Raw genomic sequence first — 21439 nt, forward strand, 5'->3', positions numbered from 1 at the left:
CCACCCCTTGGTAGATGTTAATAGATTTGAATATATGCAAATCGGCCTCGCTTCCCCCGAAAAGATCCGTTCATGGTCTTTCGGGGAAGTGAAAAAGCCGGAGACGATCAACTATCGTACACTCAAACCGGAGAAAGATGGTTTGTTCTGTGAACGTATCTTTGGTCCAACAAAAGACTGGGAATGTTACTGTGGTAAATACAAACGGATCCGCTATAAAGGAATCATTTGTGATCGCTGTGGCGTTGAAGTCACGAAGTCGAAAGTCCGTCGGGAGCGCATGGGTCACATCGAGCTCGCAGCACCGGTTTCGCACATCTGGTACTTCAAAGGAATTCCTAGCCGTATGGGACTCGTCCTCGACATGTCACCACGTGCGTTAGAAGAGATCATCTACTTCGCGTCGTACGTCGTAACAGATCCAGGCGAATCGACACTTGAGAAGAAACAACTCCTTTCAGAGAAAGAATACCGTGCCTATCGTGAGAAGTTCGGTCGTTCGTTTACTGCTGAAATGGGTGCGGAAGCAGTTCGTAAATTGCTCCGTGACGTGGAACTCGATAAAGAAGTCGCTGCATTACGTGAAGAACTTCGTATGATTCAAGGACAACGTCGTACGCGTGCGATCAAACGTCTTGAAGTTCTCGATGCTTTCCGTAACTCGGGCAACAATCCAGAATGGATGGTGCTTGAAGTACTTCCAGTCATCCCACCGGAACTTCGTCCGATGGTTCAACTCGATGGCGGACGTTTCGCGACGTCTGACTTGAACGACTTGTACCGCCGCGTCATCAACCGTAACAACCGTCTCAAGCGTCTTCTTGACCTTGGCGCTCCGAACATCATCGTTCAGAATGAAAAACGGATGCTTCAAGAAGCAGTCGATGCTTTGATCGATAACGGTCGTCGTGGTCGTCCAGTCACTGGACCAGGTAACCGTCCACTTAAATCACTTTCACACATGTTGAAAGGGAAACAAGGACGTTTCCGTCAAAACTTGCTCGGTAAACGTGTCGACTACTCTGGTCGTTCGGTTATCGTCGTTGGTCCGAATCTGAAGATGTATCAATGTGGTCTTCCAAAAGAAATGGCCCTTGAACTCTTCAAACCGTTCGTCATGAAAGAACTCGTCTCTCGTGGCATCGCACCGAACATCAAGAGTGCGAAACGGAAAATCGAGCGCGTTCAACCTGAAATCTGGGATGTCCTCGAAGAAGTCATCCGTGAGCATCCGGTTCTCTTGAACCGTGCACCGACACTTCACCGTCTCGGTATCCAGGCATTCGAACCAACGCTCGTCGAAGGACGCGCGATTCGCCTTCACCCACTCGTATGTACGGCATACAACGCCGATTTCGATGGTGACCAAATGGCGGTTCACGTACCACTTTCGGCAGAAGCACAAGCAGAAGCACGTCTTCTCATGCTCGCTGCACAAAACATCTTGAACCCGAAAGACGGTAAACCTGTTGTTACACCATCGCAGGATATGGTCCTCGGTAACTACTACCTCACGCTCGAGCGCGAAAACGCGATCGGCGAAGGTAAAATCTTCTCGACAGTGAACGAAGCGCTCATCGCTTATCAAAACGGTTATGCGCACTTCCATACACGTGTTGCGATTCCAGCCGGCGTTCTCAAGAACCCGACATTCACGGAAGAGCAAAACGAGAAATTATTGATTACAACAGTCGGTAAGTTGATCTTCAACGAGATCCTCCCAACGACGTTCCCTTACTTGAACGAACCAACGATGACGAACCTTCAAGAAGCGACGCCAGACAAGTACTTCCTTGAAAAAGGAACAGATGTCGCGGCAGAACTGAAGAACCGTCCGATCATCGACCCGTTCAAAAAAGGATTCCTTGGAAATGTCATCGCGGAAGTCTTCAAACGGTTTGAGACGACAGAAACAAGCCGCATGCTCGACCGCATGAAAAACCTCGGATTCAAACACTCGACTCGTGCCGGTATCACGGTAGGGATCGCGGACATCATCGTTCTTCCGGACAAACAAGAAATTCTTGTTGAAGCGCAGGACAATGTCGACCGCGTCATGAAATCGTACCGTCGTGGTCTCATCACAGAAGACGAGCGCTATGAGCGCGTCGTTAAATCGTGGAATGATGCGAAGGATGAAATTCAGTCTCGTCTGATGAAATCCCTCAACCGCCTCAACCCGATCTTCATGATGAGTGACTCCGGTGCCCGTGGTAACGCGTCGAACTTCACGCAGCTCGCTGGTATGCGTGGACTCATGGCCGCTCCAAGTGGACGGATCATCGAGCTCCCGATCAAATCATCGTTCCGTGAGGGTCTAACGGTACAGGAATACTTCATCTCGACACACGGTGCGCGTAAAGGTCTTGCCGATACAGCCTTGAAAACGGCTGACTCAGGTTACCTGACTCGTCGTCTCGTTGACGTCGCTCAAGACGTCATCATCCGTGAAGATGATTGTGGAACGGATCGTGGTATCCGTGTCACAGCACTCCGTGAAGGAACGGAAGAGATCGAAAGCCTTTACGACCGCCTCGTCGGCCGTACTGCATTCGAAAACGTCGTTCACCCTGAAACAGGAGAAGTCCTCGTTTCGACGAACGAACTCATCGATGAAGACATCGCGCGTGTCATCACTGACGCTGGTGTCGACAACGTTGAGATCCGTACTGCCTTCACATGTAACACAAGCCATGGTGTCTGTAAGAAATGTTACGGACGCAACTTGGCAACAGGCAACGACGTCGAAGTCGGCGAAGCTGTCGGTATCATCGCGGCACAATCAATCGGTGAGCCAGGAACGCAGCTTACGATGCGTACCTTCCACACAGGTGGGGTTGCCGGAGACGATATCACACAAGGTCTTCCGCGTATCCAAGAGTTGTTCGAAGCGCGTAACCCGAAAGGTCAAGCGGTCATCTCGGAAATCGATGGTCAAGTCATCGACTTCACGGAATCGCGTGACAAACGTGAATTGACGGTCCAAGGACTCAGCGAAACACGCACATACACGATCCCATTCGGTTCACGTCTACGTGTTCAGCTCGGGGACGAGGTCAAAGCTGGTCAAGTCTTCACGGAAGGTTCGATCGATCCGAAAGAACTCTTGAACGTTAAAGGTGTATCCGGCGTTCAGAACTACTTGCTTCAAGAAGTTCAAAAAGTATACCGGATGCAAGGGGTTGAGATCGGTGACAAACACGTCGAGGTCATGGTTCGCCAAATGATCCGTCGCGTACGTGTCATCGAATCTGGTGAGACTTCACTCTTACCAGGTTCGCTCGTCGATATCAGCACGTTCAAGGAAGCTTGTAAAGAAGCGCTCCGTAACGGGAAAGCTCTCGCTTCGGCGAAACCAGTTCTTCTCGGTATCACGAAAGCGTCACTTGAAACAGATTCATTCCTATCGGCTGCGTCGTTCCAAGAAACGACTCGTGTCCTTACGGATGCAGCGATTAAAGGGAAGAGCGACTACCTTCGCGGCTTGAAAGAGAACGTCATCATCGGTAAGTTGGTTCCAGCTGGTACTGGGATGTCACGTTACCGTCAGATCGATCTCGAAGTAGCTGGCGAAGCACCTGTAGAAGCCGATTCTCCGGTAGAATAAAACGCCTTGACACGCCGGTATGGCGGTGCTACTATGATATAGTGTTGCCAACCGGCTGTGTTATTTTGGAGGATATCTTCATGTCTTACAAAAAAGTAGTCGGCGCAGATTTGAAGTTTGTCGGTCAAAAGCAAACGCTCAAAGCATTGCGATCTGGCAAGGCGTCGGAAGTGATCATTGCGGATGACGCAGATGAACACGTAAAACAAGCATTGCTCGATGCGGCGAAACAAGCTAACGTTCCAGTCGTGAATGTTCCTTCTAAGCAAGAGCTTGGAAAAGCTTGTGGAATCGATGTCGCAGCAACAGCTGTTGCCATTAAGAAAGTTTGATAATGCGTTTTGTGTGGCGATGGAATGCCTGAGCCACGCAAAACGTTTCATTATGACTTTCGATGAACCACCCGGCTCGGTGGTTTTGAAATTTGTCATGAATTCAGGAAGGGAGGATCTCAAAGATGCCTACTATCAACCAATTAGTCCGTAAAGGACGTCAATCAAAAGTTGTGAAATCAGATTCGCCAGCGCTGAACAAAGGGTACAACAGCTTCATTAAAGCTCGTACTGACATCAGCTCACCACAAAAACGTGGTGTTTGTACTCGTGTAGGTACAATGACTCCGAAGAAACCGAACTCGGCTCTTCGTAAATACGCACGTGTACGTTTGACGAACACAATGGAAGTAACAGCTTACATCCCAGGTATCGGCCACAACCTTCAAGAGCACAGTGTTGTTCTTATCCGCGGCGGCCGTGTAAAAGACTTACCAGGGGTACGTTACCACATCGTTCGTGGTGCGCTTGATACAGCTGGTGTTGACGGCCGTATGCAAGGTCGTTCGAAATACGGTACTAAACGTCCTAAAGTTAAAAAATAATCTAGATATCTTAAGATATCACCTCACTATATGAAAGGAGGGACTCGGAATGCCACGTAAAGGTCAAGCAGAACGTCGTGATGTAATGGCTGATCCGATCTACAACTCTAAACTCGTTACCCGCCTTATCAACCGTCTTATGTTAGATGGTAAAAAAGGTACTGCTCAACAAATCTTATACAAAGCTTTCGAAACTATCGCTGAACGTTCAGGTCGCGATGCAATGGAAGTCTTTGAAGAAGCGATGAACAACATCATGCCAGTTCTTGAAGTTAAAGCACGCCGTGTAGGTGGAGCTAACTATCAAGTTCCTGTCGAAGTTCGCCCAGAGCGTCGTACGACACTCGCACTTCGTTACCTCGTGAACTACTCACGTCTCCGTAACGAAAAAACTATGGATGCGCGCCTTGCTAACGAAATCATGGACGCTGCAAACAACACTGGTGCTTCTGTTAAGAAGCGCGAAGATATGCACAAAATGGCGGAAGCGAACAAAGCGTTTGCTCACTACCGCTGGTAATTCCGAAAATCACCACCTCATGCATGCCATTTTTAATGGAATTATGAGGTGGCTTTCGGGTATAGTCATGACGTGTGGCAACACACGACCACTAAACTAAAATGCGAAAGGAGAATGTTTAAAGATGGCAAGAGAATTCTCCCTTAAGAACACTCGTAACATCGGGATCATGGCTCACATCGATGCTGGTAAAACAACAACGACTGAGCGTATCCTGTATTACACGGGTCGTATCCACAAGATTGGTGAAACGCACGAAGGTGCTTCACAAATGGACTGGATGGAGCAAGAGCAAGAGCGTGGGATCACGATTACATCGGCAGCAACAACTGCTCAATGGAAAGGTAACCGCGTAAACATCATCGATACACCTGGACACGTAGACTTCACAGTTGAGGTTGAACGTTCACTTCGCGTACTTGATGGTGCGGTAGCAGTACTTGACGCTCAGTCTGGTGTTGAGCCACAAACTGAGACAGTATGGCGCCAAGCTACAACTTACGGCGTACCACGTATCGTTTTCGTTAACAAAATGGATAAAATCGGTGCAGACTTCTTGTACTCGGTCGGAACGCTTCGCGAACGCCTCCAAGCGAACGCACACGCGATCCAAATTCCAATCGGTGCGGAAGATGAATTCAAAGGAATCATCGACCTCGTCGAACAGAAAACATACATGTACGGTAACGATCTTGGAACTGACATCGAAGTGACTGACGGTTTCCCAGCTGATCTCGCTGATCAAGCTGAAGAACTCCGTGGATCATTGATCGAAGCAGTTGCGGATTACGAAGAAGAATTGATGATGAAATACCTCGAGGGTGAAGAAATCACAATCGACGAGTTGAAAGCGGCTATCCGTAAAGCAACTCTGACAGTTGACTTCTATCCTGTACTCGTAGGTTCGGCATTCAAGAACAAAGGTGTTCAGCTTATGCTTGACGCAGTTCTCGATTACCTCCCATCACCAATCGACGTAAAAGCGATCTCAGGTATCGACATGGATACGGATGAAGAAATCGTGCGTGAGTCTTCGGACGAAGCACCATTCTCTGCACTCGCGTTCAAAGTCATGACTGACCCTTACGTCGGTAAATTGACATTCTTCCGTGTGTACTCTGGTACAGCTTCGGCAGGATCGTACGTTAAAAACTCAACAAAAGGCAAACGTGAGCGTCTTGGACGTATCCTTCAAATGCACGCAAACAGCCGTGAAGAGATCCCGATGGTATACGCGGGTGACATCGCTGCAGCTGTAGGTTTGAAAGATACGACTACTGGAGATACGCTTTGTGCAGAGAAAGACAACGTCGTTCTCGAATCAATGACATTCCCAGAACCAGTTATCTCGGTCGCTATCGAACCAAAAACGAAAGCTGACCAAGATAAAATGGGTCAAGCCCTCGCTAAGCTTGCTGAAGAGGATCCAACGTTCCGCACTGAAACAAACCCAGAGACTGGTCAAACGATCATCTCAGGTATGGGTGAGCTTCACCTCGACATCATCGTTGACCGTATGCGTCGCGAGTTCAAAGTCGAAGCAAACGTTGGTGCTCCACAAGTAGCTTACCGTGAAACGATCCGCCAAGCGGCGAAGATCGATTCGAAGTTCGCTCGTCAATCTGGTGGTCGTGGTCAGTATGGTCACGTCGTCGTAGAATTCGAGCCGAACGAAGAAGGCGCTGGCTTCGAGTTCAACAACAAAATCGTCGGTGGTGTTGTTCCACGTGAATACATCCCAGCGGTTGAGAACGGAATCGAAGAAGCACTTCAAAACGGTATCCTTGCTGGTTACCCGGTCGTTGACGTAAAAGCTTCACTCGTCTTCGGATCGTACCACGATGTCGACTCAAACGAGATGGCATTTAAAGTTGCGGCTTCAATGGCAGTCAAACAACTTAAAGATAAGAGCGGCGCTGTTATCCTTGAGCCAATGATGAAAGTTGAAATCGTCATCCCAGACGAATACATGGGAGACATCATGGGTGATGTTACATCACGCCGTGGTCGCGTAGAAGGTATGGAAGCACGCGGTAACGCTCAAGTTGTCCGTTCAATGATTCCACTTTCTGAAATGTTCGGATACGCTACTGGTCTTCGTTCACGCACACAAGGTCGCGGAACGTACTCGATGCACTTCGATCACTACGAAGAAGTACCGAAATCAGTTGCAGAAGAAATCATCAAAAAAGCAAACGGCTAATCCTTCACAGGTTGTCACGCTTTTATGATTAGTGTAAGCTAAGGAAGGTGTACGTTATCTTACGACTCACCTTCCTAGTTATAAAAAATTATTAGACACATAGAGGAGGAATTCAGAATGGGTAAGGAAAAATTCGACCGTTCTAAACCGCACGTTAACGTTGGTACAATCGGCCACGTCGACCACGGTAAAACAACTTTGACAGCAGCTATCTCAGCTGTACTTGCAAAATCACAAGGTAAAGCTGCAACTAAGTTTGACCAAATCGATGGTGCTCCAGAAGAGCGCGAGCGCGGTATCACAATCGCAACAGCTCACATCGAGTACGAAACAGAAAAACGCCACTATGCACACGTTGACTGCCCAGGTCACGCTGACTATGTTAAAAACATGATCACTGGTGCTGCACAAATGGACGGCGCGATCCTCGTTGTTTCTGCAACAGATGGTCCAATGCCACAAACACGTGAGCACATCTTGCTTTCACGTCAAGTAGGTGTTCCTTTCATCGTAGTATTCATGAACAAAGTTGACATGGTTGACGACGAAGAGCTTCTTGAGCTCGTCGAAATGGAAATCCGTGAACTTCTTTCTGAGTATGACTTCCCAGGTGATGACCTCCCAGTTATCCAAGGTTCTGCTCTTGGCGCGCTTAACGGCGAAGCTAAATGGGAAGAAAAAATCATGGAACTCATGGCAGCTGTCGATGAGTACATCCCAGAACCAACTCGTGACACTGAAAAAGACTTCATGATGCCAGTTGAGGATGTCTTCTCAATCACTGGTCGTGGTACAGTTGCTACTGGCCGCGTTGAGCGTGGAGTTCTTAAAGTCAACGACGAGATCGAAATCGTTGGTCTTCACGAAGAAACTAAAAAATCAGTATGTACTGGTGTAGAGATGTTCCGTAAGCTTCTTGACTATGCTGAAGCTGGCGACAACATCGGTGCTCTTCTCCGTGGTGTATCACGTGACGACATCGAGCGTGGACAAGTTCTCGCAAAACCAAACACAATCACACCACACAAAAAGTTCAAAGCGCAAGTTTACGTTCTTTCTAAAGAAGAGGGTGGCCGTCACACGCCATTCTTCGCGAACTACCGCCCGCAGTTCTACTTCCGTACAACTGACGTAACTGGTATGGTTCAACTTCCAGAAGGTACTGAAATGGTAATGCCTGGGGACAACATCGAAATGACTGTTGAACTCATCGCACCAATCGCTCTTGAAAAAGAAACTCGTTTCTCAATCCGTGAAGGTGGCCGTACAGTAGGCGCTGGATCAGTTACAGAAATCGTTGAGTAATTTTTAAGACAAAGGTCTTCCGTCTCCCGTGGCGGAAGACCTTTTTTCATTTCTTTGAAAACAGTCTTGCAACATGGTCTGACATCTTATATACTGAGGAAAGTGTTTGTGCGAGTGGTGAGAGACTTGAATACATATTCTATTTTATTAGTACTTGCATTCTTGCTGGTGATTCAGTATGATAGAATATGTTGGTCACAAACACAACGCGATGAAGCGGGAGGTTATGACACACCAGGCGGCATTGCCATGGCTAGTGTGGAAATTTCCGCGGAGAATGTCTATTTACGAAATAGGCGAAAAGGAGGGAAATAACATGGCAAATGAAAAAATTCGGATCCGTTTGAAAGCATACGATCACCGCGTGCTTGATCAATCGGCTGAGAAGATTGTCGACACAGCAAAACGTTCAGGTGCTACTGTATCTGGTCCGATCCCACTCCCAACGGAGAAAGCGGTCTACACAGTACTTCGTGCCGTTCACAAGTACAAAGATGCTCGTGAGCAGTTCGAAATGCGTACACACAAACGTTTGATCGACATCGTTAACCCAACACCGAAAACTGTTGATGCGCTTATGCGTCTCGAACTTCCATCGGGCGTTGACATCGAAATCAAACTTTAATTTTTCTTCTATAGATAGTTGATACTAGCCAGAAGATCAAAATCATTCAATATTAGGAGGTGTATCTCATGGCTAAAGGAATCTTAGGAACTAAACTCGGTATGACACAAATCTTCAACGAGTCAGGCGAAGTCGTCCCTGTTACTGTCGTTTCAGTCGAAGGTAACGTTGTTCTTCAATTGAAAACAACGGAAGTTGACGGTTACGAAGCAGTTCAACTCGGCTTTGGTGATATCAAAGAAGGTCGTCAAAACAAACCGCAAAAAGGTCACGCTGCGAAAGCAAACGCGACACCTAAGCGCTTCATTAAAGAAATCCGTACATCAGTAGCAGATTTCGAAATCGGTCAAGAGATTAAAGCAGATACTTTCGCTGCAGGCGAAATGGTTGATGTAACAGGTACGTCGAAAGGTAAAGGTTTCGCTGGTGCAATCAAGCGTCACAACCAATCACGTGGTCCAATGGCTCACGGTTCGCGTTACCACCGTCGCCCAGGTTCAATGGGTCCTGTTGCTCCTAACCGTGTATTCAAAGGGAAATTGCTCCCTGGACGCATGGGTGGAGAGCAAATCACTGTTCAAAACCTTGAAATCGTAAAAGTTGATGCAGAACGCGGCTTACTCCTCGTCAAGGGTGCTATCCCAGGCGCACGTAAGAGCCAAGTTGTCATCAAAACTGCGGTTAAAGGCAACTAATCCGTTTGCAAGGAAAGGAGGAATAACGAATGCCTAAAGTAGCTTTGCTTAACCAAACAGGTACACAAGTTGGAGACATCGAGCTCGCAGATGCCGTTTTCGGAATCGAGCCAAATGAAGCAGTCGTATACGATGCAATCGTCATGCAACAAGCTTCACGTCGCCAAGGTACACATGATACAAAAGGTCGCTCGGAAGTTCGCGGTGGCGGCCGTAAACCATGGAAACAAAAAGGTACTGGTCGTGCACGCCAAGGTTCGATCCGTTCGCCACAATGGGTTGGCGGTGGAACAGTCTTCGGTCCAACACCACGTTCGTACGCTTACAAACTTCCTAAAAAGGTTCGTCGTCTCGCACTTCGTTCAGCACTTTCTTCGAAAGTCGCTAACAACGAGTTCATCGTTCTTGAAGGATTGACAATCGATGCTCCTAAAACTAAGGACATGATCGCAGTATTCGCTGCTCTTTCAATCGAACGTAAAGTTCTCGTCGTTACTGCTGATTACAACGAGTCAGTCGTTCTTTCAACACGCAACATCCCAGGTGTCACAGTCGTTGACGCTGCAGGTGTAAACGTCCTTGATCTTGTCGCTCATGACAAAGTCATCATTACGAAGGACGCTGTTGCGAGAGTAGAGGAGGTGCTTGCATAATGGCACACACACACGACATTATCAAACGTCCTGTCATTACTGAACGTTCAGTAAACCAAATGGCTGAGAAAAAGTACACATTCGAAGTAGACGTGAAGGCATCTAAGACTCAAATCAAAGATGCAGTCGAAGCGATCTTCGGAGTGAAAGTTGACAAAGTCAACACATTGATCTCAAAACCAAAAGCAAAACGCGTAGGTCGTCACGCTGGTTACACAGCACGCCGCAAAAAAGCGGTCGTCACGCTTACTGCAGATAGCAAAGAACTCGATTACCTCGGTTAATCGGAACTCTGTAGAAAAGGAGGGAACTCTCGATGGGAATTAAAAAGTTTAAACCGACCACTAACGGTCGTCGTAATATGACTGCACTTGACTTTGCTGAGATTACGGCTTCACGTCCTGAAAAATCGTTAACTGAAAAGCTTTCGAAAAAGGGCGGACGTAACAACCAAGGTCGCTTGACAGTACGTCACCAAGGTGGCGGACACAAACGTAAATATCGTATCATCGACTTCAAACGGAACAAGGATGGCATCGCTGGTCGTGTCGCTACAATTGAGTACGATCCAAACCGCTCTGCTAACATCGCATTGATCCACTACATCGATGGTGAAAAACGCTACATCCTCGCACCGAAAGGCTTGAAAGTAGACATGCAAGTCATGGCTGGACCAGAAGCTGACATTAAAGTCGGTAATGCTCTTCCACTTTCAAACATCCCAGTCGGTACGTTGATCCACAACATCGAACTTAAGCCAGGTAAAGGTGGTCAGCTCGTTCGCGCAGCTGGTACTTCTGCTCAGCTTCTTGGTAAAGATGGTAAATACGCGATCGTTCGTCTTCAATCAGGCGAAACTCGTATGATCCTTGCTACTTGCCGTGCAACAGTCGGCGCTGTCGGTAATGAAGAGCACGAGCTCGTCAATATCGGTAAAGCTGGTCGTTCACGCTGGCTCGGAAAACGTCCTACAGTTCGTGGTTCTGTCATGAACCCAGTCGATCACCCACACGGTGGTGGTGAAGGACGTGCTCCAATCGGTCGTTCAGGCCCACTTACTCCTTGGGGTAAACCGGCACTCGGATACAAAACTCGTAAGAAAAACAAAGCGAGCGATAAATATATCGTCCGTCGTTCTAAAAAATAATTACATGATTTCTGGACGGTTCGTAGGAACCGTTCCTGAATCATGCCAAAGGGAGGTACAACTATGGGTCGCAGCTTGAAAAAAGGTCCATTCGCAGATCACCATCTGCTCGCTAAGGTTGATAAAGCCAACGAAGCTGGTGACAAACATGTCATCAAAACTTGGTCACGCCGCTCGACAATCTTCCCAGAGTTCATCGGTCACACGATCGCTGTCTACGATGGTCGTAAACACGTACCGGTTTACGTGACAGAAGATATGGTCGGTCACAAACTTGGTGAATTCGCTCCAACACGTTCTTACAAAGGACATGCTGGAAACGATAAGAAAACGAAACGTTAATCTGAGGGGAGGTACTCATTATGCAATCAAAAGCATCGGCTAATATGGTTCGCATTGCTCCTCGTAAGGCACGTCTCGTAGTAGACTTAATCCGCGGGAAGCAAATCGGCGAAGCACTTTCGATTCTTGCTTACACGAACAAGGCAGCAACGCCAATCGTTGAGAAAGTATTGAAATCGGCAATCGCGAACGCTGAGCACAACTTCGACATGAACATCGAAAACCTCGTAGTCACTGAGGCTTACGTAAACGAAGGTCCAACGCTCAAACGTTTCCGCCCACGTGCAATGGGTCGCGCAAGCCGCATCAACAAACGTACGAGCCACGTTCACATCGTGGTATCTGAAAAATAAGGAGGGATTACCGTGGGTCAGAAGATTAACCCAACTGGTCTTCGCGTAGGTATCATCAAAGACTGGGAATCACGTTGGTTCGCAGATAAAGACTATGCTGATCTCCTTCATGAAGACTACGTAGTTCGTGAATATATCGAAAAACGTCTTAAAGACGCTAGTGTCTCTAAAGTAGAAATCGAGCGCGCAGCTAACCGCTTGAACATCTCACTTCACACTGCTAAGCCTGGTATGGTTATCGGTAAAGGCGGTTCTGAAATCGAAACACTTCGTAAAGACATCACTAACCTTGCAAAAGGCAAACGCGTTCACGTTAACGTCGTTGAAGTGAAAAACCCGGATGCAGTTGCTAAGCTCGTCGCTGAGAACATCGCTCGCCAACTTGAAGGTCGCGTATCGTTCCGTCGTGCTATGAAGCAATCAATCCAACGCTCAATGCGTTCTGGTATCAAAGGAATCAAGACTGAAGTTTCTGGTCGTCTTGGTGGCGCTGATATCGCTCGTTCTGAGAAGTATTCGGAAGGAACAGTTCCACTTCATACACTCCGTGCAGACATCGATTACGGTACTGCAGAAGCTGATACAACTTACGGCAAAATTGGCGTAAAAGTATGGCTCCACCACGGTGAAGTGCTTCCTACGAAAAAAGCAGCAGCAAACGAAGAATAATCCACATCCGTCTAGGGAAGGAGGCAACACAACATGTTGTTACCAAAACGTGTAAAATATCGTCGTGTTCACCGCGGCAACATGCGTGGTAAAGCGAAACGTGGTACTACAGTACACTTCGGCGAGTTCGGTATCCAAGCTCAAGAAGCTAGCTGGATCACTAGCCGTCAAATCGAATCAGCGCGTATCGCGATGACTCGTTATATGAAACGTGGTGGTAAAGTGTGGATCAAGATCTTCCCACACAAGCCATACACTAAAAAACCTCTTGAAGTCCGAATGGGTTCAGGTAAAGGTGCTCCGGAGGGCTGGGTAGCAGTCGTCAAACCGGGTAAAGTAATGTTCGAAATCGCAGGAGTATCGGAAGAGATCGCACGCGAAGCTCTCCGTCTTGCATCACACAAACTTCCAGTAAAATGTAAGTTCGTAAAACGTGAAGAAAATGGTGGTGATACGAATGAAAGCAACTGATCTCCGTCAGCAAACAACTGAAGAGCTTAACGGTAAAGTCGGTTCGTGGAAAGAAGAGTTGTTCAACCTTCGTTTCCAACTCGCGACTGGTCAGCTTGAGAACCCTGCTCGTATCCGTGAAGTGCGCAAGTCGATTGCACGCGCGAAAACCGTTCTTCGTGAACGCGAACTCGGCATCAACAACGCATAATTCACTCGGATTCTGAGAGGAGGAACACTCAATGGAACGCACTAACAACCGCAAAGTGTTAACTGGACGCGTCGTTTCTGACAAAATGGACAAAACGATCGTAGTTACAGTTGAAACAAAAGTAAAGCACAAGCTTTACGGCAAACGCGTAAACTACTCTAAAAAGTACAAAGCGCATGATGAAAACAACACAGCTAAAATCGGTGATGTTGTACGCATTCAAGAAACACGTCCATTATCTAAGGACAAACGTTTCCGTCTCGTAGAAGTCATTGAAGAAGCAGTAATCATCTAAACTCTAATTAGTTCGGGTGAATAAACATCCGGAGGGAGGTACAATCGTATGATTCAACAAGAATCTCGCTTAAAAGTAGCAGACAACTCAGGAGCTCGTGAAGTCTTGACGATCAAAGTCCTCGGTGGTTCTGGTCGTAAAACTGCTAACATCGGTGACGTTATTGTTTGTACAGTAAAACAAGCAACACCAGGTGGCGTTGTCAAAAAAGGTGAAGTTGTACGCGCAGTAGTCGTTCGTACTAAACGTGGCGTTCGTCGTAAAGACGGTTCGTACATCCGTTTTGACGAAAACGCAGCAGTCATCATCAAAGATGACAAAAGCCCACGTGGCACACGTATCTTCGGACCAGTCGCACGCGAACTTCGTGAAAAAGACTTCATGAAGATCGTCTCGTTGGCACCGGAAGTACTTTAATTCCAAAGAATTCCTACAAGGAGGTGCTCTAACGATGCATGTCAAAAAAGGTGATAAAGTTCAGGTTATGACTGGTAAAGACAAAGGCAAACAAGGCGTTGTCCTTACAGCTATGCCTAAAAAAGATCGCGTAATCGTCGAAGGCGTTAACATGATCAAAAAACACTCAAAGCCTTCTCAACTCAACCCGCAAGGCGGAATTGTCGAGAAAGAAGCACCGATTCACGTATCGAACGTTATGCTCATCGACCCTAAGACAGGTAACCCAACACGCGTTGGTTTCACTGTGGTTGACGGCAAGAAAGTACGTATCGCTAAAAAATCGGGCGAAGCTTTAGATAAATAAGAAGATTTAAAGAAAGGAGGTCCACTTTCTGATGAACCGTTTAAAAGCGAAATACCAAGACGAAATCGTCAAAGTAATGATGGAGAAATTCAACTACAGTTCTGTAATGCAAGCGCCGAAAGTCGATAAAATCGTAATCAACATGGGTGTTGGTGACGCTGTTACGAACTCTAAGGCACTTGACATGGCAGTCGAAGAGCTTCAGCTCCTCACTGGTCAGAAGCCACTCATCACGAAAGCTAAGAAATCAATCGCTGGTTTCAAACTTCGTGAAGGTATGCCAATCGGTGCGAAGGTTACACTTCGTGGCGAGCGCATGTACGAATTCCTCGACAAGTTGATCAACGTGTCACTTCCACGTGTACGTGACTTCCGTGGCGTATCGAAAAAATCTTTCGATGGCCGTGGTAACTACACGCTAGGCGTGAAGGAACAATTGATCTTCCCAGAGATCGACTACGATCGCGTATCGAAAGTCCGTGGTATGGACATCGTTATCGTAACTACTGCTAACACGGATGAAGAGTCACGTGAGCTTCTCACTGCACTCGGCATGCCATTCCAAAAATAAGGGAGGTCGACAACATGGCTAAGAAATCAATGATCGCACGTGAAGTAAAACGTCAAGCACTCGTTGAGCGCTTCGCAGAAAAACGCGCAGAATTGAAAGCACAAGGCGACTACATCGGCTTGAGCAAACTCCCACGTAACTCTTCAGCGGTTCGTTTACACAACCGTTGTAGTATCACTGGCCGTCCACACGGTTACATTGGTAAATTCGGTATCAGCCGTATTAAGTTCCGTGATCTTGCTCATAAAGGTCAAATCCCTGGTGTTAAAAAAGCAAGCTGGTAATTCATTAAAGTTGTGAAAGGAGGTACATCGCATGGTTATGACAGATCCGATTGCAGATATGCTTACACGCATTCGTAATGCAAACATGGTTCGCCATGAGAAGTTGGAAATGCCAGCTTCTACAATCAAACGTGAAGTCGCTGAAATCCTCAAACGTGAAGGTTTCATCCGCGATGTTGAATATCTCGAGGACAGCAAACAAGGTACGCTCCGCGTATTCCTTAAATACGGCGCAAGCAACGAGCGCGTTATCACTGGACTCAAACGTATCTCGAAACCAGGTCTTCGCGTTTACGCGAAAGCTGATGAAATCCCGAAAGTACTCGGTGGTCTCGGAATCGCTATCGTTTCAACATCTAAAGGTGTAATGACTGACAAAGAAGCTCGCCAACAAAAAGTCGGCGGCGAAGTGATCGCATACATCTGGTAATACACGCATAAAAAGAACGGAGGTGTCTTAAATGTCACGTATTGGTAAAAAGCCAGTCGTCATCCCAGCAGGCGTTACAGTAACAGTTGAAAACAACACGGTTACGGTAAAAGGTCCTAAAGGGGAACTCTCACGCGAGTTCAGCCCAGCTATGGCGATCAACGTAGAAGGTAATGAATTGACTGTCACTCGTCCGAACGACGAGAAAGCAAGCCGTACGATCCACGGAACGACTCGTGCGCTTATCGCGAACATGGTCGAAGGTGTAAGCAACGGTTTCGCTAAGACACTCGATATCCAAGGTGTTGGTTACCGTGCACAAAAGCAAGGTAACAAAATCGTACTCAACCTCGGTTACTCACACCCAATCGAGTACACTCCGGAACAAGGCATCGAAGTCGAAGTTCCTACGAATACGCAACTCATCGTTCGCGGAATCAGCAAAGAACGTGTTGGTCACGTCGCTGCATTGATCCGTTCGTACCGTCAACCTGAGCCGTACAAAGGTAAAGGTATTCGTTACAGTGATGAAGTCGTTCGTCGTAAAGAAGGTAAAACAGGTAAGTAATTCGCACATGCGAATTGACCGGAAAGGAGTGGCATAAATGATCTCAAAGGCAGATAAAAACGCTACGCGTAAAAAACGTCATGGTCGTGTCCGTCGTACAATCATCGGGACTGCAACACGTCCACGTATGAACGTATTCCGTTCGAACAAGAACATTTACGTACAAGTCATTGACGATGCAACACATGCAACACTCGCATCTGCATCATCACTCGACCTTGAAAAAGGCAACACGACTGACGCTGCGGCAGCAGTTGGTAAGCTCGCAGCTGAGCGCGCTCTTGAAAAAGGTATCGAAACAGTCGTTTTCGACCGTGGAGGATATCTCTATCATGGACGTATCAAAGCTGTAGCTGAAGCAGCTCGTGAAGCTGGTCTCAAATTCTAATAGAAAAGGAGGGAACCTCTACATGCGCCAGTTAGAAATTAACATGGATCAACTCGAAGAACGCGTTGTTACCGTAAACCGCGTCGCGAAAGTAGTAAAAGGTGGCCGTCGCTTCCGTTTTGCTGCCCTCGTCGTCGTTGGTGACAAGAATGGTCACGTAGGTTTCGGTACGGGTAAAGCTCAGGAAGTGCCTGAAGCGATCCGTAAAGCAATCGAAGATGCTAAGAAAAACATGGTTAACGTTCCAATCGTTAACACAACAATTCCACACGAAGTCAACGGTGTATTCGGTGCAGGTCACGTCTTCTTGAAGCCTGCTTCTGAAGGTACTGGAGTCATCGCTGGTGGTCCAGTTCGTGCGGTTCTCGAATTAGCGGGAATCAACGACATTCTTTCAAAATCACTTGGATCAAGCACTCCAATCAACATGGTTCGTGCGACTGTCGAAGGTCTCACATCACTCAAACGTGCTGAAGAAGTTGCGAAACTCCGCGGTAAAACCGTCGAAGAACTTCGCGGTTAAGAAAGGGAGGGAAAACAGATGGCGAAACTCGCAGTTACCCTCACACGCAGCATGATCGGTCGTCCGGAGAACCAACGCGTTACTACTCGTACGCTTGGTCTCCGTAAGATGCACCAGACTGTTGTCGTACCTGACAACGCTGCTATGCGTGGGATGATTAACCACGTGTCACACTTAGTGACAGTAAAAGAAATTCAAGAGTAATAGTTCGATATAATTTTATGAGGAGGTGCCCCACTATGAAACTCCATGAATTGAAACCAGCTGCTGGTTCACGTTCAGAACGCAACCGTGTAGGTCGCGGTATGTCTTCTGGTAACGGTAAGACTTCTGGCCGTGGTCACAAAGGTCAAAAAGCTCGTTCAGGCGGTGGTGTTCGTCCAGGTTTCGAAGGTGGACAAAACCCACTTTACCGTCGTTTACCAAAACGCGGCTTCAACAACCCAACTCGTAAAGAGTTCGCGGTCATTAACCTTGACACACTCAACCGTTTTGAAGAAGGAACTGAAGTCACTCCAGAACTTCTTGTCGAGACTCGTGCAGTCAAAGGCATGAAAGACGGCGTGAAAATTCTTTCTAACGGTAAGATCGAAAAGAAACTAACAGTTAAAGCTCATAAGTTCTCCGACGCTGCGAAGCAAGCAATCGAAGCTGCCGGCGGTACGGTTGAGGTGATCTAATGTTTCAAGCGATCTCCAATATGTGGCGCGTAGCTGACATTCGTCGGCGCATTCTCTTTACCTTGGCCTTGGTCATCGTGTTCCGTATCGGAGCACATATCCCGGTGCCGATGGTAAACACGGAAGTGTTCAAGATCGACCAGAATGGTATTCTTGGTTTCTTGAACTCGTTCGGTGGGAATGCTTTGCAGAATTTCTCACTCTTTGCGATGGGAATCATGCCGTATATCACGGCCTCGATCGTTGTCCAACTCTTACAGATGGACGTTGTTCCAAAGTTTGCCGAATGGGCAAAACAAGGAGAGGCGGGCCGTAAGAAGTTAGCAACGGTAACGCGCTATGGAACGATCGTACTCGGCTTAGTCCAAGCGTTTGGAATCGCGCTTGGATTTAACCGTATCTACCCAGGTCTTGTCGACGAACAGTTCGGCACCTGGACATACGTTATGATTGCACTCGTATTGACAGCGGGAACAGCATTCTTGATGTTCATCGGTGAACTCATCACGGAGAAGGGCATTGGTAACGGGATATCAATGATCATCTTCGCTGGGATCGTCGCGGGCTTCCCGAATGCATTCCGCCAGATTTACGAAACGAAGCTCCAAAATGCAGGGGATGCTTTGTTTGTAAACGTGCTTTATATCGTACTTTTACTTTTAATCATCATCGCGGTCATCGTCGGAGTCATCTATGTCCAGCAAGCTGCACGTAAGATTCCGATTCAGTACGCTAAGCGTACGGTGAACCGGACACCAGTTGGCGGTCAATCGGCACACTTGCCGATCAAATTGAACGCTGCCGGTGTTATTCCAGTCATCTTCGCGGTGTCGTTCATGGTGACGCCACCAACGATTGCGAGTTTCTTTGCAAGTCCGGAGACGGCAACGAAGATCCGTGACATCTTCGACTATACGAGTCCAATCGGTATGTCGATCTATGTGGCACTGATCATCGCGTTCTCGTACTTCTACACATTCGTTCAGGTTAACCCGGAACAAATGGCAGAGAACCTTCAAAAACAAGGCGGATACATTCCTGGTATTCGTCCTGGTAAGCAAACGGAGCAGTACATCACAAAGATTCTATACCGTCTGACATTCTTCGGTTCACTCTTCCTCGCTGTCATCGCGGTGACGCCGACATTCTTCATTAAGTTTGCTGGCTTACCGAACTCGGTGCAGATTGGTGGAACGAGCTTGTTGATCGTCATCGGTGTAGGACTAGAGACGATGAAACAGATTGAAAGTCAATTGGTTAAACGACACTACAAAGGCTTTATCCGATAAGGCGGGAGGAAGGGGACCATCCCTTTCCTTTCTGTTGTGTCTATAGAGCTATAGAAGTGGAGGCTACCGACATGAATCTAGTATTGATGGGTTTGCCGGGTGCTGGTAAAGGAACGCAGGCTGCGAAAATCATCGAAGACTATGCGATCCCCCACATCTCGACAGGCGACATGTTCCGCGCGGCGATCAAAGATTCAACGCCACTCGGACAAGAAGCGAAATCATACATGGATAAAGGGGAACTCGTTCCGGACGAAGTCACAATCGGCATCGTACGTGAGCGTCTCGCCAAAGAAGACTGTGCAAATGGTTTTCTCCTTGACGGTTTCCCACGCACAGTGAAACAAGCAGATGCTCTTGAAGCATTACTTGAAGATCTGGGCAAACAAATTGATCACGTCATCCACATCGGTGTAGACCCGGAGAAACTTGTCCCTCGTTTGACAGGTCGCCGGATTTGCCCAACTTGCGGAGCAACGTATCATGTTCTCTACAACCCACCAAAAGTGGAGGGGATCTGTGATATCGACGGATCAGCACTTGTACAACGTGAAGATGACCAAGAGGAGACAGTACGTCGTCGCTTGGAAGTCAACGTCGCTCAAGCGCAACCTTTGATTGACTTTTACGCAGAAAAAGGGTATCTTCGTAATTTGGACGGTGATCGTCCAATCAACGATGTATATTCCGATGTTCAGGCACTCCTTGGTGATCAGTAATGATCATCACGAAAGCGCCGCGTGAAATCGACATCATGCGTAAAGCAGGACAAATCGTCGCCCGGACGCATAAGGAGCTTCAAGCTCACATTCGCCCAGGTATCACGACGGGGCAACTCGACGCGATCGCTGAACGCTATATTCGAAGTCAAGGGGCAACACCATCGTTTAAAGGGTATAATGGTTTCACGGGTAGCATCTGTGCTTCCGTGAACGAAGAGCTTGTCCATGGTATTCCGGGAGATCGTGTACTTCAGGACGGTGACATCATCTCGATTGACATCGGAGCAGAGTACAATGGGTATCACGGAGATTCAGCCTGGACATATCCGGTAGGTACAATCTCTGAAGAGACGAAGCGGTTACTTGACGTAACTGAAGAATCTCTGTATAAAGGATTGGAGCGCGCCAAAGCTGGCGTGCACCTGACAGATATTTCGCATGCGATTCAGTCACATGTTGAAGCAGCGAATTTTTCTGTAGTCCGCGAATATGTGGGCCACGGCGTGGGACAAAATTTGCATGAAGATCCGCAAATTCCACATTATGGACCACCGGGGAAAGGGCCGCGCCTGAAAACCGGCATGACACTGGCAATTGAGCCAATGGTCAACGTCGGGAAACGCTATGTTCGCACACTATCCGACAATTGGACGGTAGTGACGGTGGACGGTAGCATGTGCGCCCACTTTGAGCACACCATCGCCATCACAGACGACGGCTACGAGATCTTAACGGTCGATGCAGAGTGAGCTGTGCGCGTTATTGGTGTCACCTTTCTATAAGCCAGTATCCACTCGTGTTTGTGACCGATGATCTCTCAATGGCTCTTGTAGAAAGCCCCTAGCGCTACAAATCGTCTGGGCTCCCAATCAACTTTATAGAGAAAGGGGTATAATTGATGGCGAAACAAGATGTAATCGAAGTGGAAGGTACGGTTATCGAGCCGCTTCCAAACGCGATGTTTAAGGTGGAGTTAGAAAACGGCCACACGGTCCTCGCGCACGTCTCAGGAAAAATTCGGATGCACTTCATTCGGATCTTGCCAGGAGATAAAGTAACGGTTGAGTTGTCACCATACGACTTGACTCGCGGACGGATCACATACCGTTTCAAATAAAAACTCCGATTTTTTCAGGAGGAGGTATTCACAATGAAAGTAAGACCTTCGGTTAAACCGATCTGTGAAAAATGTAAAGTTATCCGCCGTAAAGGCAAAGTAATGGTTATTTGCGAAAACCCTAAGCATAAACAAAAACAAGGGTAATTAAA

The 21439-nt window shown here is 47.5% G+C and carries 32 protein-coding genes; all 32 read left to right on the plus strand.

Going from position 1 to position 21439, the window contains the following annotated elements:
* Window positions 1-7: 7 nt before the first annotated feature.
* The 32 genes from rpoC (at window position 8) to rpmJ (ending at window position 21434) form a co-directional block, all read left to right on the plus strand.
* Window positions 8-3607 (plus strand): DNA-directed RNA polymerase subunit beta', encoded by a 3600-nt coding sequence (rpoC, locus tag BW42_RS15465; RefSeq protein ID WP_035413153.1) that lies wholly within the window; start codon window positions 8-10, stop codon window positions 3605-3607.
* Between the two features lie 80 nt (window positions 3608-3687).
* Window positions 3688-3939 (plus strand): ribosomal L7Ae/L30e/S12e/Gadd45 family protein, encoded by a 252-nt coding sequence (locus tag BW42_RS15470; protein WP_023466620.1) that lies wholly within the window; start codon window positions 3688-3690, stop codon window positions 3937-3939.
* Window positions 3940-4064: 125 nt separating this feature from the next.
* Window positions 4065-4484 carry a 30S ribosomal protein S12 gene (gene rpsL, locus BW42_RS15475; protein WP_023466621.1) on the plus strand — a complete coding sequence of 140 codons (420 nt, stop codon included), beginning with the start codon at window positions 4065-4067 and terminating at the stop codon, window positions 4482-4484.
* Between the two features lie 49 nt (window positions 4485-4533).
* On the plus strand, window positions 4534-5004 hold the full coding sequence (gene rpsG, locus BW42_RS15480; protein ID WP_023466623.1) for a 30S ribosomal protein S7: 471 nt from the start codon (window positions 4534-4536) through the stop codon (window positions 5002-5004).
* A 124-nt stretch (window positions 5005-5128) separates the two neighbouring features.
* Complete coding sequence (gene fusA / locus BW42_RS15485) at window positions 5129-7207, plus strand: elongation factor G (protein WP_035413156.1); 2079 nt, start codon at window positions 5129-5131, stop codon at window positions 7205-7207.
* Between the two features lie 117 nt (window positions 7208-7324).
* Window positions 7325-8512: an elongation factor Tu gene (tuf, locus tag BW42_RS15490; RefSeq protein ID WP_035413159.1), complete on the plus strand. Its 1188-nt coding sequence runs from the start codon at window positions 7325-7327 to the stop codon at window positions 8510-8512.
* Window positions 8513-8828: 316 nt separating this feature from the next.
* Window positions 8829-9137 carry a 30S ribosomal protein S10 gene (rpsJ, locus tag BW42_RS15495; protein WP_029343090.1) on the plus strand — a complete coding sequence of 103 codons (309 nt, stop codon included), beginning with the start codon at window positions 8829-8831 and terminating at the stop codon, window positions 9135-9137.
* Between the two features lie 68 nt (window positions 9138-9205).
* Complete coding sequence (gene rplC, locus BW42_RS15500; RefSeq protein ID WP_023466629.1) at window positions 9206-9832, plus strand: 50S ribosomal protein L3; 627 nt, start codon at window positions 9206-9208, stop codon at window positions 9830-9832.
* Window positions 9833-9861: 29 nt separating this feature from the next.
* Window positions 9862-10485 (plus strand): 50S ribosomal protein L4, encoded by a 624-nt coding sequence (rplD, locus tag BW42_RS15505; RefSeq protein WP_023466630.1) that lies wholly within the window; start codon window positions 9862-9864, stop codon window positions 10483-10485.
* The gene (rplW, locus tag BW42_RS15510) at window positions 10485-10769 is read left to right on the plus strand and encodes a 50S ribosomal protein L23 (protein WP_023466631.1); all 285 of its coding nucleotides are present in this window, start codon (window positions 10485-10487) and stop codon (window positions 10767-10769) included. Before rplD ends, rplW begins: the two co-directional genes overlap by 1 nt.
* Before the next feature lie 32 nt (window positions 10770-10801).
* Window positions 10802-11632 carry a 50S ribosomal protein L2 gene (gene rplB / locus BW42_RS15515; protein ID WP_023466632.1) on the plus strand — a complete coding sequence of 277 codons (831 nt, stop codon included), beginning with the start codon at window positions 10802-10804 and terminating at the stop codon, window positions 11630-11632.
* A gap of 63 nt (window positions 11633-11695) precedes the next feature.
* Complete coding sequence (gene rpsS, locus BW42_RS15520) at window positions 11696-11974, plus strand: 30S ribosomal protein S19 (RefSeq protein ID WP_012369013.1); 279 nt, start codon at window positions 11696-11698, stop codon at window positions 11972-11974.
* A gap of 20 nt (window positions 11975-11994) precedes the next feature.
* A complete protein-coding gene (gene rplV / locus BW42_RS15525) occupies window positions 11995-12327 on the plus strand; it encodes a 50S ribosomal protein L22 (protein WP_012369014.1) in 333 nt (110 codons plus the stop codon).
* A 12-nt stretch (window positions 12328-12339) separates the two neighbouring features.
* The gene (rpsC, locus tag BW42_RS15530; protein WP_023466633.1) at window positions 12340-12996 is read left to right on the plus strand and encodes a 30S ribosomal protein S3; all 657 of its coding nucleotides are present in this window, start codon (window positions 12340-12342) and stop codon (window positions 12994-12996) included.
* 33 nt (window positions 12997-13029) lie between these two features.
* Window positions 13030-13467 (plus strand): 50S ribosomal protein L16, encoded by a 438-nt coding sequence (gene rplP / locus BW42_RS15535; RefSeq protein WP_012369016.1) that lies wholly within the window; start codon window positions 13030-13032, stop codon window positions 13465-13467.
* A complete protein-coding gene (gene rpmC / locus BW42_RS15540) occupies window positions 13454-13657 on the plus strand; it encodes a 50S ribosomal protein L29 (protein WP_012369017.1) in 204 nt (67 codons plus the stop codon). Before rplP ends, rpmC begins: the two co-directional genes overlap by 14 nt.
* A 31-nt stretch (window positions 13658-13688) precedes the next feature.
* Window positions 13689-13952 carry a 30S ribosomal protein S17 gene (rpsQ, locus tag BW42_RS15545; protein ID WP_023466634.1) on the plus strand — a complete coding sequence of 88 codons (264 nt, stop codon included), beginning with the start codon at window positions 13689-13691 and terminating at the stop codon, window positions 13950-13952.
* A 48-nt stretch (window positions 13953-14000) separates the two neighbouring features.
* Window positions 14001-14369, plus strand: a complete 369-nt coding sequence (rplN, locus tag BW42_RS15550) for a 50S ribosomal protein L14 (RefSeq protein WP_012369019.1) — start codon at window positions 14001-14003, stop codon at window positions 14367-14369.
* A gap of 34 nt (window positions 14370-14403) precedes the next feature.
* Window positions 14404-14715: a 50S ribosomal protein L24 gene (gene rplX, locus BW42_RS15555; protein ID WP_012369020.1), complete on the plus strand. Its 312-nt coding sequence runs from the start codon at window positions 14404-14406 to the stop codon at window positions 14713-14715.
* Window positions 14716-14746: 31 nt separating this feature from the next.
* Window positions 14747-15286, plus strand: a complete 540-nt coding sequence (gene rplE / locus BW42_RS15560; RefSeq protein ID WP_023466635.1) for a 50S ribosomal protein L5 — start codon at window positions 14747-14749, stop codon at window positions 15284-15286.
* A gap of 14 nt (window positions 15287-15300) precedes the next feature.
* On the plus strand, window positions 15301-15570 hold the full coding sequence (rpsN, locus tag BW42_RS15565; RefSeq protein WP_035413163.1) for a 30S ribosomal protein S14: 270 nt from the start codon (window positions 15301-15303) through the stop codon (window positions 15568-15570).
* Window positions 15571-15601: 31 nt separating this feature from the next.
* Window positions 15602-16000, plus strand: a complete 399-nt coding sequence (gene rpsH, locus BW42_RS15570; protein ID WP_012369023.1) for a 30S ribosomal protein S8 — start codon at window positions 15602-15604, stop codon at window positions 15998-16000.
* 31 nt (window positions 16001-16031) lie between these two features.
* A complete protein-coding gene (gene rplF / locus BW42_RS15575; RefSeq protein WP_023466637.1) occupies window positions 16032-16568 on the plus strand; it encodes a 50S ribosomal protein L6 in 537 nt (178 codons plus the stop codon).
* Between the two features lie 37 nt (window positions 16569-16605).
* A complete protein-coding gene (rplR, locus tag BW42_RS15580; RefSeq protein WP_023466638.1) occupies window positions 16606-16956 on the plus strand; it encodes a 50S ribosomal protein L18 in 351 nt (116 codons plus the stop codon).
* 22 nt (window positions 16957-16978) lie between these two features.
* Window positions 16979-17479, plus strand: coding sequence for a 30S ribosomal protein S5 (gene rpsE / locus BW42_RS15585; RefSeq protein ID WP_023466639.1), 501 nt, complete (start codon window positions 16979-16981; stop codon window positions 17477-17479).
* Between the two features lie 18 nt (window positions 17480-17497).
* The gene (gene rpmD, locus BW42_RS15590; protein WP_023466640.1) at window positions 17498-17683 is read left to right on the plus strand and encodes a 50S ribosomal protein L30; all 186 of its coding nucleotides are present in this window, start codon (window positions 17498-17500) and stop codon (window positions 17681-17683) included.
* Window positions 17684-17718: 35 nt separating this feature from the next.
* The gene (gene rplO / locus BW42_RS15595; protein WP_035399353.1) at window positions 17719-18159 is read left to right on the plus strand and encodes a 50S ribosomal protein L15; all 441 of its coding nucleotides are present in this window, start codon (window positions 17719-17721) and stop codon (window positions 18157-18159) included.
* Entirely contained in the window at window positions 18159-19448 is a 1290-nt protein-coding gene (gene secY / locus BW42_RS15600; RefSeq protein ID WP_023466642.1) for a preprotein translocase subunit SecY, read from the plus strand. The genes rplO and secY overlap by 1 nt, the downstream gene beginning before the upstream one ends.
* Before the next feature lie 71 nt (window positions 19449-19519).
* Window positions 19520-20167, plus strand: a complete 648-nt coding sequence (locus BW42_RS15605; protein ID WP_023466643.1) for an adenylate kinase — start codon at window positions 19520-19522, stop codon at window positions 20165-20167.
* Entirely contained in the window at window positions 20167-20919 is a 753-nt protein-coding gene (gene map, locus BW42_RS15610) for a type I methionyl aminopeptidase (RefSeq protein ID WP_023466644.1), read from the plus strand. The genes BW42_RS15605 and map overlap by 1 nt, the downstream gene beginning before the upstream one ends.
* 149 nt (window positions 20920-21068) lie before the next feature.
* Window positions 21069-21287 carry a translation initiation factor IF-1 gene (infA, locus tag BW42_RS15615; RefSeq protein WP_012369032.1) on the plus strand — a complete coding sequence of 73 codons (219 nt, stop codon included), beginning with the start codon at window positions 21069-21071 and terminating at the stop codon, window positions 21285-21287.
* 33 nt (window positions 21288-21320) lie between these two features.
* Window positions 21321-21434: a 50S ribosomal protein L36 gene (rpmJ, locus tag BW42_RS15620; protein WP_003156543.1), complete on the plus strand. Its 114-nt coding sequence runs from the start codon at window positions 21321-21323 to the stop codon at window positions 21432-21434.
* The last annotated feature ends 5 nt before the right edge of the window (window positions 21435-21439 follow it).

It is taken from the genome of Exiguobacterium sp. RIT341, from assembly GCF_000632205.1.
GTDB lineage: Bacteria > Bacillota > Bacilli > Exiguobacteriales > Exiguobacteriaceae > Exiguobacterium_A.

Coding starts and splice junctions, on each gene's coding strand:
- rpsQ (WP_023466634.1), top strand. CDS start 13,689: ATGGAACGCACTAACAACCGCAAAGTGTTAACTGGACGCGTCGTTTCT.
- rplX (WP_012369020.1), top strand. CDS start 14,404: ATGCATGTCAAAAAAGGTGATAAAGTTCAGGTTATGACTGGTAAAGAC.
- tuf (WP_035413159.1), top strand. CDS start 7,325: ATGGGTAAGGAAAAATTCGACCGTTCTAAACCGCACGTTAACGTTGGT.
- BW42_RS15605 (WP_023466643.1), top strand. CDS start 19,520: ATGAATCTAGTATTGATGGGTTTGCCGGGTGCTGGTAAAGGAACGCAG.
- rplR (WP_023466638.1), top strand. CDS start 16,606: ATGATCTCAAAGGCAGATAAAAACGCTACGCGTAAAAAACGTCATGGT.
- rplV (WP_012369014.1), top strand. CDS start 11,995: ATGCAATCAAAAGCATCGGCTAATATGGTTCGCATTGCTCCTCGTAAG.
- rpmC (WP_012369017.1), top strand. CDS start 13,454: ATGAAAGCAACTGATCTCCGTCAGCAAACAACTGAAGAGCTTAACGGT.
- fusA (WP_035413156.1), top strand. CDS start 5,129: ATGGCAAGAGAATTCTCCCTTAAGAACACTCGTAACATCGGGATCATG.
- secY (WP_023466642.1), top strand. CDS start 18,159: ATGTTTCAAGCGATCTCCAATATGTGGCGCGTAGCTGACATTCGTCGG.
- map (WP_023466644.1), top strand. CDS start 20,167: ATGATCATCACGAAAGCGCCGCGTGAAATCGACATCATGCGTAAAGCA.
- rpsJ (WP_029343090.1), top strand. CDS start 8,829: ATGGCAAATGAAAAAATTCGGATCCGTTTGAAAGCATACGATCACCGC.
- rpsG (WP_023466623.1), top strand. CDS start 4,534: ATGCCACGTAAAGGTCAAGCAGAACGTCGTGATGTAATGGCTGATCCG.
- rpsL (WP_023466621.1), top strand. CDS start 4,065: ATGCCTACTATCAACCAATTAGTCCGTAAAGGACGTCAATCAAAAGTT.
- BW42_RS15470 (WP_023466620.1), top strand. CDS start 3,688: ATGTCTTACAAAAAAGTAGTCGGCGCAGATTTGAAGTTTGTCGGTCAA.
- rplW (WP_023466631.1), top strand. CDS start 10,485: ATGGCACACACACACGACATTATCAAACGTCCTGTCATTACTGAACGT.
- rpsH (WP_012369023.1), top strand. CDS start 15,602: ATGGTTATGACAGATCCGATTGCAGATATGCTTACACGCATTCGTAAT.
- rpsN (WP_035413163.1), top strand. CDS start 15,301: ATGGCTAAGAAATCAATGATCGCACGTGAAGTAAAACGTCAAGCACTC.
- rplP (WP_012369016.1), top strand. CDS start 13,030: ATGTTGTTACCAAAACGTGTAAAATATCGTCGTGTTCACCGCGGCAAC.
- rplN (WP_012369019.1), top strand. CDS start 14,001: ATGATTCAACAAGAATCTCGCTTAAAAGTAGCAGACAACTCAGGAGCT.
- rplO (WP_035399353.1), top strand. CDS start 17,719: ATGAAACTCCATGAATTGAAACCAGCTGCTGGTTCACGTTCAGAACGC.
- rpmJ (WP_003156543.1), top strand. CDS start 21,321: ATGAAAGTAAGACCTTCGGTTAAACCGATCTGTGAAAAATGTAAAGTT.
- rplF (WP_023466637.1), top strand. CDS start 16,032: ATGTCACGTATTGGTAAAAAGCCAGTCGTCATCCCAGCAGGCGTTACA.
- rplC (WP_023466629.1), top strand. CDS start 9,206: ATGGCTAAAGGAATCTTAGGAACTAAACTCGGTATGACACAAATCTTC.
- rplD (WP_023466630.1), top strand. CDS start 9,862: ATGCCTAAAGTAGCTTTGCTTAACCAAACAGGTACACAAGTTGGAGAC.
- rpsE (WP_023466639.1), top strand. CDS start 16,979: ATGCGCCAGTTAGAAATTAACATGGATCAACTCGAAGAACGCGTTGTT.
- rpsS (WP_012369013.1), top strand. CDS start 11,696: ATGGGTCGCAGCTTGAAAAAAGGTCCATTCGCAGATCACCATCTGCTC.
- rplB (WP_023466632.1), top strand. CDS start 10,802: ATGGGAATTAAAAAGTTTAAACCGACCACTAACGGTCGTCGTAATATG.
- rplE (WP_023466635.1), top strand. CDS start 14,747: ATGAACCGTTTAAAAGCGAAATACCAAGACGAAATCGTCAAAGTAATG.
- infA (WP_012369032.1), top strand. CDS start 21,069: ATGGCGAAACAAGATGTAATCGAAGTGGAAGGTACGGTTATCGAGCCG.
- rpmD (WP_023466640.1), top strand. CDS start 17,498: ATGGCGAAACTCGCAGTTACCCTCACACGCAGCATGATCGGTCGTCCG.